Source organism: Pseudoalteromonas umbrosa (genome assembly GCF_030125375.1).
Taxonomy (GTDB): Bacteria; Pseudomonadota; Gammaproteobacteria; order Enterobacterales; family Alteromonadaceae; genus Pseudoalteromonas; species Pseudoalteromonas umbrosa.
The window spans coordinates 1,270,309-1,289,993 of sequence record NZ_JASJUU010000001.1; the positions used below are offsets into that span (position 1 = coordinate 1,270,309).

The following is a 19,685-nucleotide window of genomic DNA, read 5'->3' on the forward strand; positions in this document are numbered from 1 at the left end:
TTAAGTTTTGGCATGAATAAATGTTCCTTTTGCATGTTGTATCGATACGAGTAAATCGGCGCTGCATCTACTCAAATCTACCTAGCAACATAATGAACTCACTTGCTAATATCTATTACGCTTTATTACATGCGTTGTTAAAAACTTAACAATCATCAAGATGTTTAAAGATGACAGCTCAACCTGATCATCACATCAAAATCAGTCTTTCTTTATCAATACTGTCTAAAAACTCTTTTGCAGCCTCTTTGTTATCCTCATTCTTTGAACGGTTTTGACGATAGTCTGATGCAATTTCTTCAAGCTCCGCCAGTATCAGCCTACGATCCAAAATAGAATTGGTTTTGTGATACTTATCCAGCTTATCCGCCACTTTGGCTTTACTCTTACTCATTTCAAATATCCAGAAGCTCTTGCGCTGTACCGCTTCACTCCAAACTTTAGAGGTCCAAATATAAGTACCACTAGTTGGCAACTTATCTCGCCCAGCTTTGGTTTCTCGATAGATTTTAACGAACTTATTTTGCTGCGAAATTTGCTTAAGTAGATTTTTATAACGATCACTCACATCATCTTTTTGTACCGGACTCAAATGACTATATACCGTTTTACGTGCCACCTCTGGCAATTTTCTTTTCGCTTCATCCTCAGTGTATTCAATGTGAGTGTGGTCTTTTTCCAGCTGATCTACCCATTTATCAACGGTTAAGGTCTCTTTTGTCACTTGCGCTGGTTCTGGCTTACCCTTGGTAAATTCACCTTTAGAACGCTCAACAATATAGCCCTTGCCGTTTGGATCTTTTTTAATTGTACCGTTTAAAGTGTATTCACCGAGTGTCCAGTCACCAATAGATACTGATGCGATTTCTTTCTCAAAAGTCAAAACTTTGGCTTTTATCGACGCGCCAACTTCCGCTTCTAACGAACCTTTGAGGCTAAAGTCTCCCTTCATTGGCATATCACTGTCAATAGCAAATTTACCAAAGCTGTCGCCGCCTTTGCCTCGCGTATATTTTAAGCGGCCAGTGGTATTGACCTTACCGGCGACACCACCTCGAATTTCACCAAATACGCCTGCTTGTACTTTGGCAAGATATGGCACTCCCACAAAAGCCCCAGCCTCAATTCTTGCTTTGGCTTTTGCACTGGCAGAGGCTTCACCTGACACCGAAAATAACATCTGTGTATCAGTATTATCCTTCTCATCATTTTTAAGTGTTGCGCCAATACCTGCACCAAAGTCGAAGCCACCGGTAATATCAACACCGACGCCTGCAACCCCTGCGCCCACAGGAAAGTCTAAAGAGAATGCAGGGAAACTAATGCCTTTATGCCACTCACCTGAAATACCCCCTTCTCGTTTTTCTCTATCATAATAGGCCTCAAGCCCCAAAATGCGTGCTCTAAGTAGCTGTAAGCCATTATTTTCATCTTTTTCATAGGTAAATTTACCCCCTGCAAACTTGAGCGAGTTTAGACCTTGATGAACTTTTAACTGTTTAAGTTCAAACACTTTACTAAAATCAAAGTTACCTGAGAAAAAGTCAGATTCGACAATGGCAGACTCATTAAGCACCTTTGAATTATCATGCTCTAGGTCCATAAAAGCGTTTTCAGCTTCAATGGCATCTTTTGTGAACTTGGCTTTAGTCATTGCAAGAGTCATTGTAGTGTGTTTACTGATGGGGATCTCGACATCCGCTTGCTCTATTTCGCCCCCGAGCTGCTCATCGTGGTACATAACTTTGGCTTGTGTTACGGATGCTTTCACGCCACCTGGTAAACCATAAAGCGACACATCTGTCCCTACTTCAAACTCAGGTGATGCATCTTCTTTTACTTCCACTTCACCACTTGGGTTACTGATTGATAAGAACTTGGGGATCACTTCAAAAGTGTCTTTTGAGGAAACTTTTGTTCTGCCAGACTTAAACTTACCAGCAGTATCCATTTTAAGGTCAAACTCACCATCGAGCTTCTTTTTATTCCAAAGAGGCACATGGGCATCACCAGCAAAATGAACTTCTTTTTGCTGTTTATTGTAATCCAGTGACATCAAGTCCGAATAAACGCGTTTGTTGGCAATATTTAAACCGACAATACTGGCTTTAAACCGAGCAAGGCCCTCCTCATTTATGACCAGCTCGTCACCTAAAACTTGGTGAGCTTCAATATAACCACTAAAACCAATACCTTGCTGACTTGCAAAAACCGGCGATACCGCCACTTCCCAGCCGCTACCAAAAGGCAGTTTAATATCAATATCGCCACCAAATTGCTGGCCTAGTAGGTTTACTTTGGCAACACCAGTCCCATGCAGGCCCGCCCTTTTGGGTTTGCTTGCACCATCTTCCCAGTCCATTAGTTCTGGTTGGTTAATTCCTAATGAGATAAATTTGTTATCTACTAGATTGGGTGATGAGTCTTGCGCACTTTGCTGAGCCTGTTGTTGATTACTTTGCTCTTCTTCATTGCTAGAGTCAGAAACACCTATCAAACGTGCAACCCGGCTATTCAGTTTATCCTGAATATACTTAACCCAATCTTGTAAATTTTCTACTAGTGCCCGCAGTGCTCCATGGGCATCACTGCCTTTTTTTAACCATTGATAAATATATGATTCATCAATATCTCCCCAAGCCGCAGCTATCCAACCGCCGTTGTAAAACTTATTTGCTGCCCAAAGCCAAATTTTACCGACCGCCCACAAAACCGCAGAGACCACGCCTGGTGGGACTTTTGCCAATAATAATAGCGCTTGTGCAATGGCAGTTACCCACGGGTTCAAAGACTTTAATGAGGTTACCGCATAATTAAATACACTCGAGATAATCAGCTTGGCTGTAGCGTCACCATTAAAGTGATCCCAGACCACTTGCGAGGCATACCGTTTTGCAACGTCAACGCCTGATGACAATAGATCAACACTTACAGAATCAGACTGCAATGCATTACTCACTGATAAAGCTGTTCGCGTAGGGTAATTTTGGAAGGAAGGAGCATGCTCCTGTTCTTGTTGTTGCATTTCAATAATTTCCTATTGTTGCTTGTATAAATAATAGAAACTTAATAGCAGAGTTTGCTAGAGACAGCGGTACATGTATGAAGTAGATATGCAAAGTATCAAGGGGGGTGCTAACGCTTTGCAGTAACATTTTAAACGAAGTATATTGGTTTGCACTTAAGCTAAAAACTTATTAGCTATTTGCTTGCCTAAGGAGCTATTCTCGTGAAGCTTAATATTATCTCTGAAATAATATTTAAAATCTTTGGTCCTTACTATATAGCTCACTTATAGTAAGGAAACTTAAAATATCGACTACAAAATTTAAATAAGAGTAATAAAATAAATAATCTATAAATAAGTAGAAAATAAAACCTTATTTAATGACTAAAGCTAAACTAATAAATATTTATAAATCAACTGTGGCATAATTCGCTACCACAGCTTTTATCTTGTCATTAATCAACTTTATTTGGTGCTGGGCAAAAGAGATCTGCGCCGCGGTCAGCTCTGCAGGTTTTTCAATACTCTCCTCCGATGAGACCTGTGTATCATCTAGATACGTCCAAAAGTCATTTTCATGCAGCGTATCTTGTGCGATTGGTAGTTCGTCAGGCACATCCCTTAACTCCTTTGCTCCTGCAAACTCCCATTCATAAAACGGACTTTGATCACTCAACTTTTCTGTTAGTTTAATGACTTCTCCTACAGTTCTTACCGTATTCTTGTAGTGACCTCTTAATGTATAAAGCAAGGCATCCCGAATATCCTTAGAGTTACCTTCATAGACAGCGCCTATATAGCTTTTATATATTCCTAGTGGAAAACCCGCCTTCGCGTTATCAGCATCACTTGCACGATAGTGACCTGAACGATTATCCCAACTACTGAGCTTACTATTGTCCCACTCTAGCTGGCCTGCAAACACGACTTGTGCTGTCGCATCTCCGTCTGTTTCATTACTATCGACTAAGGATGTATGACCAATACCGGAAAAGTCATATTTATGTGTCCAACGCAGAGACTCGGTCCATTTCAAATCAGAGCCTTCCTGATCATCCCCACGACCATATCCGAACCCGTATGCATTGTACTTACTTTCCTGATCAAACCTGTTATATGTATAGTAATTTTGAGTTTTTACTTGTGATTTTAAGTGGTCATTTTTTTCAGGGAAAAACTCTAAAGCGCCATCTGCAAGTTCAGATGTACCTTCGGTAGCTGGATATGATTCATAGATTTTTTCTAACTCATTACCTTGTAACTCAACATCGGTTGTTTCTTTTTCTTCCTCTATCAACTTAACCTTCACAAAGATGGCATGGCCAGATGGGCTGGGTAAATTTTTCTCAACTAAATCGACGCTTTCAGCCGTTGTGATGGGGCCATCTTTATAGCCAGATACTATATCTCTTTCTTTTAAAGTTTGCATTTTACACACCCTCTCATTAACTTTTACACAAGACCTTCACGTAAATGCAAAGGCATAATTTTAATTTATTTATCACAACCAATATCTGTTAATATCTTAAAACCACCAGCCCAGACGCTAAAAACCGTAACGCCAACTTAAATATAAAATAATTTGAATTTAAAAATAATGTTATACCAACCAGAAAATCGTAGATTTAACACCTTTAAAAAACAAAAGATTAATAAAGAGTTAAACGAGTTTTTTATTATAATAATTTAATTTTCATTCAGGGGGGGGTAAACTATTAACCAATTTTTCGATAAAAAAATATCTCCTTTTCAATACCCTTTCCTTTTGTATTTCTACTTTCAGCAAAGCCAGATTTTTTTAAAACTTTTCTAGAAGGGATGTTGTGTGACCAAGCTGACGTTTTAATACTGCCAATTTTAAATTTTTTGGCTAGAGCTTCTAAATGCAATATTGCCATGTCGACAGCTTGCAAACCAAAACCTCTATTTTGATAATCACTACCGATCCAAAAAGATAAGTAAATATGCCGTTTAGTCTCCTCTCCTGTTTCTTTATCTGACTTAGTTTTGTTATCTTCAAATTCGAAAATTACCCCTCCAACTAAGCCAAACTCAGCATGTACCAATGCAAAATAAGCTTTTTGATCCTTGTCTCCCTGCTTCCGCCACTCTGGCCAAACTTGTCTCAATCTATCAAAACTATCTATCTTGATACCCCGTAATCGCTCAGCAATGTCGTTACGATGATACTGAATATAAAACTCACCGAGTTGATGCTCTCCTAGCGGAAGAAGTTTAAGTGTGCTGTGGGCATCATACGTGTTATCAACATCATAGTCGTACCAGCTCAATGCTTTACAGCGTTGTTGATATTGTAAGAGCTGTGCTTTAAGGTGCATTACTTGCTTGTTTGGACTAAAGAACTCTATTGCTAAATCAATACTTTTCTCCGCAATTTCAAGTTCTCCTGTCATCCATGCTGCCAGCGCCAAGTTTTGTAACAACATAGCGCTGGGACCATCAACTTCGATACACGTTAACATACAGATTTTCGCTAAATGCCAATGGCTAATTTCGGCAGCAAGCATGCCAAGTTCAAAGGCAAAAGACTCATTTTCAAGATTAGCAATGTAGTTATCCCATATCTCGGAGAGAAGTTGACACCAAGCTAATCGATACTCAAGAGGCACTCCTTCCTTACGAAGGCGAGGTAGAAATAACTTAAGTACTTTTACATCGTGATCCGTTTGCACGATAAAAGCACGAATTTGAGCATCTGTCAGTGCGGCCGTTGCACTTTCTAAGCTTTGTAGTATTTGCGCTCTTGCCTTTGGTTGCTCATTTGCACAGCTGGTATCAAAAGCATGCCTTGTATAGTTAAACTGACTGGAGTCTTTTTCAGACAAAACCATCACACACTCAGCTTTATCGTTGGATAACCTAGCTTTTAGCATACTTAAGTCTTCACACAGCAATTGATTTACACTCGTAAAATCAATGGGTAAAGCCATACCCAACAAATGAATACTGTTTGATAATTTTATTTCCTCTTGAGCGCTCGTGTGATCGCTCATCAATGCCAGTATTCCTTTTTTGAACGAAAGCTCAATGGCATTAATCACTCGCGCGGCCTGTATGGGCACCGCAATCACTTTACTGCCCCCCTTTGAGCTTTGATAATCTAGTAATTGCTTTATGCGTTTAGATAATTGCGAACCATAATATCGACTTTCGTCTTCTAAACTCACCTTACTCCATTGGTAAGCAATCTCTACACGCTCGTTATCTTGAGTACCTTCACTTGTGTCTTTGCTCTTCATTTGCTGTAAAAATGGTAATTCTACACAAGTACCCGCCTCACTCATTCTGGTATCTAGATTTACCTCGCTTTCATATACACGAGCTACGTCTGCTCTGTAAACCTCGTGATAGTGAACATGGTAAAGCGATTGTGCGAGTTGAGATAACACACCATTAGCTATCAAAATAGCAGGGTTGCTTACAAAATCGACACGAGTCCCACAAATAGCTTGCTTAGGCAATGGCGAAATGGTTGAGGTGATCCCCCAGTCCACAATCACTGCGCGACTTTGTGCTTTGAAAAGCTTAAAATCAGGATGTTGACTCAAAAGTGTTTGCTCTTGCTTACTTTGAGTATGTAGTAAGAGGCATAAATGTATGTGTTGTAGACCTTGCTCAGCGCATCCCTGCTGTAGTTTATGTAGTAGAGACAAGCCAAACTTGTAGCCGCAAGCCCCTATTTGCAGTAAATAAAGAGGCTTTGAAGTATCTAATAACTCATTATCTTGTAAGTCATGTAACCAGGCTAAAATTGATTCTAGATAAACGTTTAACCAAGCTTGGTTATGCCACTCATCGACAAATTGTTCAGATAAAGACGTTGGCCATATATCTGCATCAAAGGCCCTGCAAAATTCACCATACTTTTTGTTTTTTTCAATTTGGCATGATTGTGGTGCTGATCTCAAGTTGGCATATTCTAATTGCTCAAATACAGGCTGTCGCGAAGACTCAATACCATGATCTGACATAAATTTCCTTCCTTAACCATTGTCATTTTTGATTTGTTTTATAATGTATTTGACGTGTTTATCTGGGGGAGACAATAAGGGTCGACCAAGCTTTCCATCACATAATTCGTAGTCTTTTGGAAGTTGCTGACCAAACCATAAAAAAATTGCACCAACAGGGACTGAATTACTGGTTGGTTCCGCATCTAATAAATTCGCTTTTGGTGTGTCTGCTGACAGCCAAAATGTACCGTCTAGTTTGAGGTCACCTTTGATGATCACATCATTGCTAAACTCTACACCACTCTCACTCTTTTTGATCCCATCCTCATTTTGCAGCAAGCAGGCGTCCAACCATTTAGCAAACTGAGACTCTGTCGGCTTTGCGCCACGCCTAAAAAAGGATTTAAGGGTTTTTCTTAGTGAGCTTTCCATTGTAATTTCCGTCGCGCGATTACTGTGATGACATATTGATTACTTCAGCACTGTCTATGTTGAACGGCTGCCAAATCTGTTTTTCTGGGCTTTGCTCAGTTAACTTATAATATTGGCTGGTTCCATCATACGTCTCCTTCAAGGCAACAATATTGCCAAGTTCAAGCTCTGTTGGCAGCCGAGACCAAAGCCCCTCTGAGCTGATTTGATACAAGCCATTTTCAATTTGCAGCTTTTGACCCGTCAGCAATATCAGTGATTGCCAATAACTTGGGGGCATTGGCTGCGACAGCAAAATAGGCTCTTCAAATACGCTGTCTACGGTACCAATGAAGCCGATATAACGCTCAATATATTGTTGATGTTTATCTATTTTATTGAGTAAAGTGTTGACATTTAAATACTTAAAAGCCATGCGCGTACCTCACATTGAACCCTTGATTTTAAATAAAAGGCCAAGTATTTAAACTTGGCCGTTGAGGTTAAACTGCGACTGACACAGCACCATCGCTTAGTGCGACTTCACTCCACTGATCGCCGTCCGTCAGTTTATAAAAAACGGTAGAAGATGTAGGTGGCGTACCTAACAACTCTACTAAATTACCCAATTCAACATTTGGGTAATTGATTTTATTGAGCGTATCGGCAATTCTTTGATAAACCCCATTCTGAGAGGGTGTAGACTGCTTGGTTAGGAGAATTTTTTCACCATCAGCGAGCGCTAATGTATTGGTAAGAAAATCATCTGTATTTGCCGTAGGTAGGTTTACATTGGTATCTTTTTTAACTTTGTGAACTCGGTCAATTATACCTGTATAACGATAAAGTGATTTAGTTGCCGTCATATTCACTGCGATTTGTTCAGCATCAATCGCTGCGAGAATGCCAGAGAGAGTTTTTAAAGCCATATGGCCTCCTTGATAAATGTAGCTTTCAGGGTGATACGCTACAGGTTGTAGAATTGGAGTCGTATATCAAGCAGCAAATGTCATGGTGGGAATATACATAGCGCTGCACAAAATGTTTAAAGGTGCTGGGATGACACTTCGGGGATCAGCTCAAACAATCGATAAGTGGTGACTTGATAATGTACAAAGGCACTCGTCCCGTTGTCATTACCAATACTGGTGATCCGGCCAACAGCCCCGCCCTCAAATACCACGGTTCCGCCAACAAAATTGGTAATTGCTAAATCTATTTCATTATCAGCGAACCAATTTTTACTCGATAAATTATTAAACCCAGGATTGCTGTTGTGATGAATATGAGATGACGTAGAAAACACTGCCGGTTTACCTGTGAGGTAATTTTTCTCTTCTTTGCCTTTGGTATACAATGCCAACATCCGCCTGCCAGTTGGCGCACCATTTTGTGATAAAGCTTGGTCGGCTAGAATATTTTGGCTTTCATTCAATAACTTGGTGCTATCCCACGCACTATTTTCAACCAAATTACCCAAGTAACTGATAGTTGATTGAGAAATTAAAAATCGCTCTTGGCTTTGTGGATTGAAAACCTTTCTGATATACCCTAGGTGACTTTGAATGCTGCCCGATACTTTCTGCCAGCTTCCACTCACGTATTCCCAAACAAAATTATTTTGCGCATCGTAAATCTTCGATACGTCTAGTCCACCACGTAAGTCGGTATCCAAGTAGGTTGAATTTGGCTGAGAGTAAGTAATGTAGCCATAGGATTGCTTGCCTTTGAAACGGTGTAAATCTGTGTCGTTATTCAAATCAACAATAATTTCACTGGCCGATTGGAAGTTGCCTGTTTGGTTCCAAGGCGTCACGTAAAATTTAAAAATATCATCTTGGCGCTGAACCTTGACCCGTACACGCTTATTGTTCCAACCGCCTCCTGTTCCAATGTTATATTGCCCTAGCAATTTATCAGAGCCAGAACCCACACCAGCATAGCCAAAATACACACCACACCCTGTTGAGGCAGGCGCTGTGCCACCAGTATTAAGCACTATTGTGAGTACATAGTTTATGTTCCCTTCCCTGACAAAAGCTGCAACGACTCCGATCGTATCATTGTCACCATTGTCTGAACTCAACGTCGCCTCTAAGGTGTAGTTATCGACTTTCTCCGAGGATACAAACCCATTTGAAGGGGAAACATTGAGCGGCATAACAACACTATCTGTAGAGGCTCGATAGAACCAAGCTTTTGCATTGGCGCTGTTGCGAGTTTCAGCATCTTGCTTGTTTAAAAAATACTCATTACCGTTAAATCTTGCCCAATTATTGAAAATATCCTGCATCGTCGGCGGACTATAACTTTGCCTTGCATCATCTGTTTGCTGCTGGGTGCGGTAAATGTAAGACTCAAGCTCAGGTAAAGGTGTAATGTTAATATAGACCGTACCAGTTTGCTCAACACCATGACCATTTCTGACACGATAGTTAAACTGCGCAGGTTGTTCTGCCAATCCTGTAGAGAGAAAAGTAATAGTGTCACCACTAAGTGATACAGTACCGCCTTGTGCATTAGAGACACCTATTAAGGATAGGCCAGTGCCCGAACCATCTTCATCATTGGCTATCAATTGCTGCTTGCTGATGAATACAGATTCACCTTGTTGTAGGCTCAAAGTATCTGGATTACATACTATTGGTGGTACCGCCACAACTGACATGGTGACAAAATGTGTTTTACGGACCCCAATACTGTTTTCAACAATAAAGTCAAAACGGGCCGCACTACCAATACCACTATTTGAGGTGAACTCAATATTAGCTCCGTCAATAAGCACAGTACCAAACTGAGGGTTTTGTACCGCAATCAATCTTATAGGGTCTTGTCCATTGCTATATTCATCGAAGCTACCTTCGAGAACGTTGGCTATTGGGATAATTGCTGTGCGCTGCGTGTAAACCTGAAAGGTTTTATCGACTAGGCGTATCGTTTGAGCTGATTTGCCGTAAAACTCGCTGATTGCCAGTGTGTCTCCTGGTACTTTGTCGACATGTTCGCTGAAGTAGCCTAACTCATGGGGCTGTGAGTCGCGATATTCATCGCCAATATTTTTGAGTGATATGGGACCATTTGTTTGTAAAGTCATGCGCCTTCACTCCCCTTACTCAGACTCAAGTTTGGCAACTTGATTTTCTAAACTAATTACCTTGTTATTAAGCTCTTTCATACTTTCAACCAATAAGCCGACTAAATTGCCATAGGCAACTGACTTATATTCATCTTGATCGTATACAGCTTCAGGGCAAACTTGTTCTACGTTTTGTGCTATCAATCCCGTATATCGTCTACCATTCTGAGCATCCGCACGCTCAAATGTGACCCCTTCTAACTTGGTCACGGCCGCTAACGCCTCTGTGATCGGTTTGATATTTGACTTTAATCGTGCATCAGAAAAAGCTGTCACATCGCCCGTTGCTGTGATTGCACCTGATACAGTCATATTGCCGTTAAAATTAGCCTGCGTAATATCCACTGTGCCGACGAGCTGGGTGTTGATGGCTTTTAGAAAACGTTGATCGGCCTCTGTCTTGGTATACCTTAATGAGGAATCAGTTGTACGATCAGACACCTCTTGTTGCAAGGCTGATTGAAGTGACGCTACTTGCTGAGCCCTTGTGCTTGACTCATTGGTCAAATCTGCTTCTATTTGAGTACTTCGCTCATCGTTACTCAGTACATAGCTTGCAAAAGCCTGATCCGATTCAGTGTCTACTGAATTGATCAAATCAACAATCTCTTTAAATGAGTCTGCGTCTGCATCACTTGCTTCCAAAATACTGTCAATGCGTTCTTTTTGGACGGTAATTTTAGCATTGTAATCCGCTTTTAAAGCATCTGAGCCAGAAGATTGCTGTGCTTTAAATTGAGCAGCATCTAGTAATTTGTCTGTCACACCCGCCTCAATATCCGCAGGGGTCGCAACATCTACAGAGTGTTGATTGTTTATGACCTTAATGCCAGCACCCGCCAATGTTACTTGAGATGAAGCCAGCCAATAATTTTCAACATTCCCCTGTAAATTTTCAAACTGGGAAGCTAATACAAATACTTTGTGTTGGTGCAAGTTGCCTGCGTTGACCTTTATCGCGACACCAGTGCTTAACTCAATCTCTGGCGATGGTAAAGCCAATGTTTTATCTGGTTGAATTTGCCATATGCGATTTTCACTTGGCTCTAGCTGGGCTGTTAACAACACAAGATCGCCCGCTTGCAATGACACACCATCGAGCATCAGCAATGGTGAACTTGTATCGATATGCGTGTTTACTTCAGCACAAGTGATAAAGTCTTGTATTAAAGTATAGATACCTAAAGACTCAATTTTTTGATTAAGCCAATACCCATGATCTGCGTTAAGGACTTTTACGCTGCTACCTGACTCGATATCACCCATCTGTGCAAAATCAATGCGTTGTGGCGGTACTTGACCAAATTGCAGCTGATCAGCATCTAAACCTGTTAATTGCTGGCCATCTCCAATAACCTCTTTAGCTTTTAGACTTGAGTTATTATCTATTTGCGTGAGATCTATTTGAGCAGGCAAGTTAGCATTATTTAAGTCTGTAATTGAGGAGCCATTACCCACTAAATAACTGGCTGTCAATTTGCTATTTTCAATACTATCTTGCTGAGTTAAATCAATTTCTGCAGGAAAGCGAGCATTTTGAATGTGTTCAGAGTAATACTCAGGCACATCAAAATTTTCAACTTTATGCCAATCTAGATTTTGGTCAGTGTCATTTTGAATGACATAGTGATAATAGCTTGCACTATCGTCTAGCGAACGATTCGCTTTAATTAACATACCTTCAAACTCATTAACCGCTTGCTTGGTCAGCTTAGAGATTGTTTCTCCTTCAACGGTCTCTAGGTCAAAGATGTATACACCGTTTTCTGTAATATCTAACTGCGCATGTAAAATTACTTGCTCACCAGGAACCAGCGAATACTTTGCTAATTCTGATGTTAAGTCTGATTGTAAATCGAGATCAGGCTCACTTATTGCACAGTCAACAGTGACACCAAACAGGTGTGCCAATAAGCTGAATGTAGTTGAATTATCCGTGGCCGCATCGATCAGTTTGCGAAATTCGATTTGAGTTGGTATATCGCCATTTTCAAAATATCCGCGCAGTTCAGTATTCAATTCTGAATGTTTCATAGTTAACCTTTGGTGATTAGTCTTAAATTGAGAAATCTTGCTACACCAGGGGAGAGTTGATGCAGCAAGCGAAATTGAGAAGAGTAAAAAATGCTTCTAAGCTGATTTATTGTCCATGTTAGTTTCAATTTCTTGGATAACAGGCAATACATCTGGTGTAAATACAGGCACTGGCACTGACAAAGAAAGTAACAAAGTAGGTTTAGGTGTTGAGCCCAATGCTTGCCAAACATGACCACTGACTTTTTCACTGTGCTCATTGCCAAACAACTGTGTTCGGATCCCATAAGGCTTATCCTCTACCCCATACTTTGCTAAAATATCTTCAGGTAAAAAGTCATACGCACCTAGTCCACATAACAAATAGCTCAGTACCATATGTTCAAGCTCTGCACTGCCTGCTTCTGCCTTACTCCATACAGTCAGCATATAAGTCAACGAAACAAACCTTGGTTCCTTATGATGAATACGATGGGTCTGGGAGACATTCAAGTAACTCCTTGGAGGCTCACTCTGTCGGCGTGTAATATCTTCAGCGACCCCTATCAGATAACAGTTAACTGTTGGCTCATCACTAACATGTTTGTCATAAAAGCTTTTATCTGGCGCGACAAAACTAAGCGCAATGTCACTATCAAGTTCTGCACCAGTCCCATTACTCATCGACAGAATCCGCTCTGTGAGAAATGTTTTTAACGCTTGTTGAGTGTTATAAATAATGTTTGGATCCATATTAATTTCCTTGCAACCAGGCCTTTATTTCATGCTGTGCCATAAATCCTTCGTGTTGTTTTGAAAGCTCTCTTTTAAGAGCATTTGCGAGCGACTCAGGATCTATATCTCTATGCTCTATCATCAAACGTTGTAATAACGCTGACTCCGTAATGTTGAAAATTTGTGCAGCACTTAATTCAAACCGCTGTGCCAAACTTGTTATCAAGTTCGATAATTCTTTATTGGCACATTTTGACAGAGCGTTACGCCATAGCTGCTCTCTATGTGTGGGCGACGGTAATGTAAACTCGATCACATAGTGAAACCTTCGTAAAAATGCATCATCTAGATTGGATTTAAGGTTGGTACTTAGCAGCAACAATCCACTATAGTGCTCTATTTTTTGTAACAGGTAGCTTACGCCTGTGTTTGCATTTTTGTCCTGACTTGACTCGACAGCGCTCCTTTTCGCAAATACTGCATCAGCTTCATCAAACATCAGCACAGCATTGTGCTCTTGTGCCTGATCAAATAGCTTTTCAAGGTGCTTTTCTGTCTCGCCTATCCATTTACTCGCGATATTAGCTAAATTCACAACATACAATGGCAGTTGAAGTTCTCCAGCAATGGCTTCTGCAGCCATTGATTTACCTGCTCCCGGCTTACCCCAAAACAGTGCTTTACAGCCTGGCATAAAACGAGATAACTGCGCTTGCAAGTCTGTTTTTTTATCTATGCGACCAATCAACTCACTGAGCTGTAACGAAACCTGAGGCGACAAAACCATATCCGAGATTTTAAATCGGGGCTCTGCTAACTTTGCCAACTCTTCAGGACCATTATTTAGTTCACGTAAGCACAATGATTGAAGTATGTCCCAAAAGTCGGTGTCACTTTGCATATTTTGTTTGGCAATACTTGCTAATACTGACATGCGATTTACCGATACAGGGTAACGTGCGGCAATAGAGGTCGCTCGTACTTTATTTGGCTCTGGCGATAGCATCTGCCATGTATCTACAAGGGATGTGGCTGAAGGCTTATTAAAACTAATCCGCTGACAAAACGATTGTGGTTCTGTTTGCTGACCCACTAAAGGGGTAAAAAATGATATCTTTGCCGCATCAAGATCTAGCTGATTCAAGCTTTCGAAGACTAAAGGCGAAACACAATTTAAATCAGAAGCAAACAATAATATGTGCTTCCCTGCAGCGCTTAGGATCACATCGACTAATGAACAAACAAGCGCAGCGTAATCCATTTCCTGCAGTCGCTTATCATGAAAACGACCAAACATCGCACCTTCCTGAACGGCAAGCTGTTGTGTATACCAGCACGCAATCTCCTTATTCCGAGTCTCAATCAAAAAAAACTGCTTGCCATATAAATCAACACCCACCACATCCATACAAGATTTAAAAACAGCATCCTTTGATACTGAACTATTTAATACTACGGGGTGATCTTCTGGCAGGGTCAAACAACCTGTAAATAAGAAATGTAAAAGGCCTGTGTGTAAAGCAACACATTTAGTGAGTGATTGCGTAGGGCAATGCTTTAATAGTCGCCATTCGAATAGCTTCATACGAAGGCTGCCCTTAGATAGCAATGCCCTTTTACTTCCCTGTTGACATAAATATAGTAGCTTATCAAGACTGAGTGTTGGCCCATTTTCGTACCAACTCAATCCAATAAATGGAGTCACAATATCAGGCTCAAGCTCTTGGATGTACACGAGCGCAATCAGCCTAATTTCATATTTTTGAAGACCAAACACATCTGAGATATATTTAAATTGAGGCGCACAAATCAATTGTTCTAACGCCTCATCAAGATTGGACATTAAACATTGTATATTTTCTTTATTTTGTGACAGTGCAGCTCCGACTTGAAAAAAACAACGAGCAAGTTGCTTTTCCAGTGCCAATTGCAGGGACTCAGTTTGATTAGGTTCTAACATGTTTCTAGCCCCTATACTTTTAGTGTGAATAGCATCACTGTAATACCAACACTCATACCGACCCGACCAAAGATCAATACATAATCAATTAATAAAAAGGCTAAGGAACTGACTGAAAATAACTTACTCTCTGCCTTTGGTGCTATTATTTTCATGAGTATACGTAATGGGTTACTGAAGTTGTGCTGTATCATCATCAGGACTCTACAACTTCTAATAAATCTGCTGGCACAGATAACAAAAGGCTTTGATCTAAACCGGCGATTTCAATTACAAAAACACTGTCATTCGTGCGCTCCATTAAGCTACCTCGGTAACCTTTTAATGCGCCGACCTTAATTTCGACTTGAATGCCGACAGCAAATTTTTTGGGTGCAGGCTCGCATTGAAATCCAGAAGATAAAGCGGCTTTGATTTTGGTAATTTCACCTCGACTTATAACGCTAGCCTTACCGTTAAACTTAATAAAATCAACAAATCCTTTTAAACGTTTTATATGGTGATATTCGAAGTCATCAAGGTAAACGAAAACATATGATTTAAACAAAGGTGTACTTATTGTTTTTACACGATCACTCCATTGCTTTCTCTCCTCTTTCAACGGTAAAAAAACATCACATCCAGAGTTAATATTCGATACTTGTTCTGCAAACTTCTTTTCGGTATTTGGCTTAGTGTAAACAACGTACCAATTTCTTATTGTCGCCATCTTAAATCCTAGATACGCTCCGCCACATCGCCCACATAATGGAGCAAGCTTTTCAGAGGCTTATTTAAAATTTTAAGTAGTAAGCAGGTTTAATATGCTTAATACTGTTTTAATACCGTTCTGACGCTACAGGAGATGATTTGTGAAAATTAAAGTTTATAGAATCGATAAAAAAAGTGGCCTCAAATTATGAGACCACTTTTAAGGTTGGGCTGATATTTAAAACCTTTCAGGGTATAAACGTTTAAAATAAATATATGTGAATTAATTTATTTATATAATTACTCTCATAAATTTATCAAAAATATAATCATGCAATGCTCTGAGCATAGTTAATACTAACAATAACTTTTATATTCTTCTTTTAAATTTGTGAGTTGCCTCCTTGCTAACTGTACCCGTTTTCTTACATTCTCTAATGATAATTGCAGCCTACTTGCAATTTCAGGATACTCCATCTCGTAGAGGAATTTATATTGCATAACTAAACGTAAGTCTTTGGGAAGTACTGAAATTTCATTTACTAATTTCGTATATAAACTGGTATTCCAGTGTTCGCTTTCTAGAGAGGTAGATTGATTATCTGCAAAAAAGAAATGATCAGGTAACTCAGATACATGATTTACTATGTCTTGGTGTTTCGCTCTAGCACGATGTTCATCCATACATAGATTGTGGGCTATACGACACAACCAAGCAAATTCATTTTCTATCTTATAATTTGATTGATTGTATGCTCGAAATGCCTTTTCACAAGTCTGTGCAAGTACATCTTCAACTTTATCACTGTCGTTTCTTAACCACCTGTGGCAACAGCTTAATAATCTTTCTTTGTTTTCAAGCCAGATTGTCCAAAACTCACTATGTCCTTTTAGTTGCTTTTGCTTTACTGCAACTAACTCCCCTGTATGTAACATCATTTCTCCAATAAAAAAATTTATATCGGAGGAAAGACGCCTGCTTAACATTTATGTGAAAACAAAATTAATACAATATATAAACCATTGTTTAATTAATGTATAAGTTAGTTTTGCTTAGCATAAATTGTTTGCGTTTAGAGTCAAAGCACATTTTTAGTCTAAGATTTGATTTACATAGAACGATTAAGTCAGATAGGTGTAAAAGGAGAAAATAGCTTCAATTGCTATACATTATACCTCCCTATGAATAGGAAGGTATGCATAATGCTATTTACATCTATTCATTGAGAACTCTTAGCTCATGTTTAATTGCCTTTATTATCGGCTCTATATTTTCACTTCTATGTGCAAAGGAAATTCGCAGTCTTTCTTTATAAGTACTAACAACCAATGCTAAACCCGCAGGTGGCAAAGGTACGCTAAAGTTATAAATATCTACAATTTTATGCTCGCCAATATAACTTAAATCAAATTCTAATCTTCCTAAATTAGATAAGATTACATTTCCTCTTAGAAACATATATTTGTAACACTTTACCAGTGATCCCAGTGCAAATTTTGGCATCAAATTTATTGAGCAAGATTGTATGCGCTGCTCTGCTTGGTGCACCTTATACCCCTCAAGTTTCAAATTCTGTAAACGCGCTTGGTACGCCTTAACCCAACAGCTATCGCCTCCGACTTCTGAACCGAATGGCATAATTAAATTGTTATAAGCAGACGCAAGATCTTGCTTCGCTATCCCTCTAATTGAAATAGTCTCAATGATAGTGTACTTCGCACCCTTGTTTAATGCTTTATTAAGTACATAGTTAAGTGCAACGTTAACTGACACTTGATGATGTTTAGCCCATTTGGTTAATGACTTTGTAGCCTTAAGCCCGAAATCACAGTAATCTACAGACCAATTATGCGTATCTGTAATGGGCAGTTTAACTCTAGGCTTGAACATCTCAACTGCTAAGCCCCTACCCGCTTTTAACAAAGCTTTCAATTTAACTCTATCAAAAACTAAGTGATCCTCACAAAAGCTATTATCAACATTGGGGATAGCTTGCTTAGTCAAAATCGAGTGTAACTGTTCAAACAAGATATACCCACTGCGAGCATCTGACGCTGCGTGGGAAGAAAGAAATAAAATTGCACTTAGGTGGTTATACCGAACATAAACAAATTGCAATGGAGAACCGACAAAAGGATCGATTGGGTTATCAATAGCATACTGCCTTAATGCCTTATGCCATTGATCAACATCACTGTAACACTCACTCCAATCTAAAAATAATTTTGAAGGGTAAAGTGACGCCTCATATTGCCAATAGTACCTGAGCCCTTTTCTGACAATGCGACTTTGCAAAACTGGATGAGTACGTGCAATTTCATCCACACTACTTGCCAATACATTCATATCGTATTGACCATCCAAAATGAGTAAGTCGCATGAGTTTGCGTTCTTATTATTTGCTTCACCTAAGGCTAAAAAGTTGAGTGACCGATCACTCAAAGGCATTAGTTTCATTTTACAGTTCCCATTAATCATCCAGAAAACTTTAAACGAGAATTATTTACATGTCTAATAACTTATCCTAGATAGTGATATAAATAAGTAAATGAATGAATTGTTGAGCAGTCGTTTAAAGTCAACTAATGTGACAACTTTTGTTCCAGCGCAATAAAATCGTCATTTAAATTCAATAATATGAGCTAAAAATCAGGTGTATCGTTAAGGATTAAAAATGGCTTCATTGAATTTACATCGTGTCTATATTCCAACCAATGCTCGCAACAACCACTATATCTTGGCTGAGTTTAAACCAGAGAATTCTTTCTATGAACGATTTGATGATGTAGAAAGTGCATATCAACGCCTCTCGAGAAAGCTATTTGCATTATGTGATGAATATGAATTATACAACGTACAGCTTATTGTTAACGACAAACTGCCTGTTGTGAGATATCACGAAGAAGCATACAGTTTACAAACAGACAAACAAATCCTGTTTTTTTACAACCCGAAATATCACGAAGCACACAAGGTTTATAGTGATGAAGGTCATAAAGCCAGAAAGATCCGCTTCTTATTTTTAGCCACTGGTGATGAGCTAAGAGCAAATGCAGCGTCTTTTCATAGTAAGGTAAAACGCGCTTTAGATGCGCTTCAATCTCAGTATGAAGAAGAAAATATGAGGATAAAAGTAAGAGATCATCAACATCTCACATATGATATTTTCTCAAAAATTAAAGGCCACAGAGAAACATATGGATATAAACTGAGGAGTTTATATCCTCGCTATCAAGCTAGAAACTGCTCATTACCAGAGGCACATAGTGAAATAACCTATGTCACTTTCTCTGTTCCGATAACTAGGGCTATTAAGACCGAATATCAACATATGCTCAGGCCCGACGACTATGCGAATTTCTACAGACATATTGAAGATAAATTACTAACCACCTGTAATCAGCTTCAGCTCACGCATGTCGGATTTGTAGCAGACGGTAGATTGCCTATTGTCAGAAATAGTCAAATTGATAAGTCAGCGCACAACCGAGAGTTACAAAAGTTAAGTTTTGACACATCGCTTGTTGATGGCCAAACCCACACTGTTTGGGACGGAGGGTATCTATGTGATGTAATGCATTTTGTTATTGTTGCTAACGACAGTGATAACAAAGATGCGGGGTATGGGAAATTCATGAACAATGTTGAGACCATGGTGAGAAGATTTATAACCCAGCTTCCCATAAACCCAGAAAAACAAGATATAACCATGCGATTCTTCCAGCATATAAGTTACAGCTATTAAGTAAGGCGTCCAA

At 39.5% G+C, this 19,685-nt stretch carries 14 protein-coding genes; 1 reads left to right on the forward strand and 13 read right to left on the reverse strand.

What is annotated here, in order from left to right; genetic code table 11:
• Window positions 1-190: 190 nt before the first annotated feature.
• The 13 genes from QNM16_RS05470 to QNM16_RS05530 form a co-directional block, all read right to left on the reverse strand.
• Window positions 191-3,025, reverse strand: coding sequence for a hypothetical protein (locus tag QNM16_RS05470; RefSeq protein WP_284019548.1), 2,835 nt, complete (start codon window positions 3,023-3,025; stop codon window positions 191-193).
• Between the two features lie 388 nt (window positions 3,026-3,413).
• Window positions 3,414-4,436, reverse strand: a complete 1,023-nt coding sequence (locus QNM16_RS05475) for a hypothetical protein (RefSeq protein ID WP_284019549.1) — start codon at window positions 4,434-4,436, stop codon at window positions 3,414-3,416.
• A 286-nt stretch (window positions 4,437-4,722) separates the two neighbouring features.
• Entirely contained in the window at window positions 4,723-6,999 is a 2,277-nt protein-coding gene (locus QNM16_RS05480) for a GNAT family N-acetyltransferase (protein ID WP_284019550.1), read from the reverse strand.
• Between the two features lie 12 nt (window positions 7,000-7,011).
• The gene (locus QNM16_RS05485; RefSeq protein WP_284019551.1) at window positions 7,012-7,413 is read right to left on the reverse strand and encodes a hypothetical protein; all 402 of its coding nucleotides are present in this window, start codon (window positions 7,411-7,413) and stop codon (window positions 7,012-7,014) included.
• A gap of 19 nt (window positions 7,414-7,432) precedes the next feature.
• Window positions 7,433-7,828 (reverse strand): hypothetical protein, encoded by a 396-nt coding sequence (locus QNM16_RS05490; RefSeq protein ID WP_284019552.1) that lies wholly within the window; start codon window positions 7,826-7,828, stop codon window positions 7,433-7,435.
• A 67-nt stretch (window positions 7,829-7,895) separates the two neighbouring features.
• On the reverse strand, window positions 7,896-8,321 hold the full coding sequence (locus QNM16_RS05495; protein WP_284019553.1) for a hypothetical protein: 426 nt from the start codon (window positions 8,319-8,321) through the stop codon (window positions 7,896-7,898).
• Window positions 8,322-8,437: 116 nt separating this feature from the next.
• Window positions 8,438-10,486, reverse strand: a complete 2,049-nt coding sequence (locus QNM16_RS05500; RefSeq protein ID WP_284019554.1) for an Ig-like domain-containing protein — start codon at window positions 10,484-10,486, stop codon at window positions 8,438-8,440.
• A 15-nt stretch (window positions 10,487-10,501) separates the two neighbouring features.
• The gene (locus tag QNM16_RS05505) at window positions 10,502-12,562 is read right to left on the reverse strand and encodes a tail fiber domain-containing protein (RefSeq protein WP_284019555.1); all 2,061 of its coding nucleotides are present in this window, start codon (window positions 12,560-12,562) and stop codon (window positions 10,502-10,504) included.
• A gap of 96 nt (window positions 12,563-12,658) precedes the next feature.
• Window positions 12,659-13,294: a Pvc16 family protein gene (locus tag QNM16_RS05510; protein ID WP_284019556.1), complete on the reverse strand. Its 636-nt coding sequence runs from the start codon at window positions 13,292-13,294 to the stop codon at window positions 12,659-12,661.
• Window position 13,295: 1 nt separating this feature from the next.
• Window positions 13,296-15,236 carry an ATP-binding protein gene (locus QNM16_RS05515; RefSeq protein WP_284019557.1) on the reverse strand — a complete coding sequence of 647 codons (1,941 nt, stop codon included), beginning with the start codon at window positions 15,234-15,236 and terminating at the stop codon, window positions 13,296-13,298.
• 196 nt (window positions 15,237-15,432) lie between these two features.
• Window positions 15,433-15,945, reverse strand: coding sequence for a transcription termination/antitermination protein NusG (nusG, locus tag QNM16_RS05520; protein ID WP_284019558.1), 513 nt, complete (start codon window positions 15,943-15,945; stop codon window positions 15,433-15,435).
• Window positions 15,946-16,283: 338 nt separating this feature from the next.
• Complete coding sequence (locus QNM16_RS05525) at window positions 16,284-16,865, reverse strand: RNA polymerase sigma factor (protein WP_284019559.1); 582 nt, start codon at window positions 16,863-16,865, stop codon at window positions 16,284-16,286.
• A gap of 277 nt (window positions 16,866-17,142) precedes the next feature.
• Window positions 17,143-18,384 carry a hypothetical protein gene (locus QNM16_RS05530; protein ID WP_284019560.1) on the reverse strand — a complete coding sequence of 414 codons (1,242 nt, stop codon included), beginning with the start codon at window positions 18,382-18,384 and terminating at the stop codon, window positions 17,143-17,145.
• 217 nt (window positions 18,385-18,601) lie between these two features.
• On the opposite strand from QNM16_RS05530, the gene QNM16_RS05535 reads away from it, so the two are divergent.
• Window positions 18,602-19,672, forward strand: a complete 1,071-nt coding sequence (locus tag QNM16_RS05535; RefSeq protein WP_284019561.1) for a DUF3083 family protein — start codon at window positions 18,602-18,604, stop codon at window positions 19,670-19,672.
• Window positions 19,673-19,685 lie beyond the last annotated feature (13 nt).

What these genes read in the sequence shown, in the direction of transcription:
- QNM16_RS05490 (WP_284019552.1), bottom strand. Translation starts at nt 7,828, where the DNA reads ATGGCTTTTAAGTATTTAAATGTCAACACTTTACTCAATAAAATAGAT.
- QNM16_RS05525 (WP_284019559.1), bottom strand. Translation starts at nt 16,865, where the DNA reads ATGATGTTACATACAGGGGAGTTAGTTGCAGTAAAGCAAAAGCAACTA.
- nusG (WP_284019558.1), bottom strand. Translation starts at nt 15,945, where the DNA reads ATGGCGACAATAAGAAATTGGTACGTTGTTTACACTAAGCCAAATACC.
- QNM16_RS05510 (WP_284019556.1), bottom strand. Translation starts at nt 13,294, where the DNA reads ATGGATCCAAACATTATTTATAACACTCAACAAGCGTTAAAAACATTT.
- QNM16_RS05505 (WP_284019555.1), bottom strand. Translation starts at nt 12,562, where the DNA reads ATGAAACATTCAGAATTGAATACTGAACTGCGCGGATATTTTGAAAAT.
- QNM16_RS05485 (WP_284019551.1), bottom strand. Translation starts at nt 7,413, where the DNA reads ATGGAAAGCTCACTAAGAAAAACCCTTAAATCCTTTTTTAGGCGTGGC.
- QNM16_RS05480 (WP_284019550.1), bottom strand. Translation starts at nt 6,999, where the DNA reads ATGTCAGATCATGGTATTGAGTCTTCGCGACAGCCTGTATTTGAGCAA.
- QNM16_RS05470 (WP_284019548.1), bottom strand. Translation starts at nt 3,025, where the DNA reads ATGCAACAACAAGAACAGGAGCATGCTCCTTCCTTCCAAAATTACCCT.
- QNM16_RS05495 (WP_284019553.1), bottom strand. Translation starts at nt 8,321, where the DNA reads ATGGCTTTAAAAACTCTCTCTGGCATTCTCGCAGCGATTGATGCTGAA.
- QNM16_RS05515 (WP_284019557.1), bottom strand. Translation starts at nt 15,236, where the DNA reads ATGTTAGAACCTAATCAAACTGAGTCCCTGCAATTGGCACTGGAAAAG.
- QNM16_RS05475 (WP_284019549.1), bottom strand. Translation starts at nt 4,436, where the DNA reads ATGCAAACTTTAAAAGAAAGAGATATAGTATCTGGCTATAAAGATGGC.
- QNM16_RS05530 (WP_284019560.1), bottom strand. Translation starts at nt 18,384, where the DNA reads ATGAAACTAATGCCTTTGAGTGATCGGTCACTCAACTTTTTAGCCTTA.
- QNM16_RS05535 (WP_284019561.1), top strand. Translation starts at nt 18,602, where the DNA reads ATGGCTTCATTGAATTTACATCGTGTCTATATTCCAACCAATGCTCGC.
- QNM16_RS05500 (WP_284019554.1), bottom strand. Translation starts at nt 10,486, where the DNA reads ATGACTTTACAAACAAATGGTCCCATATCACTCAAAAATATTGGCGAT.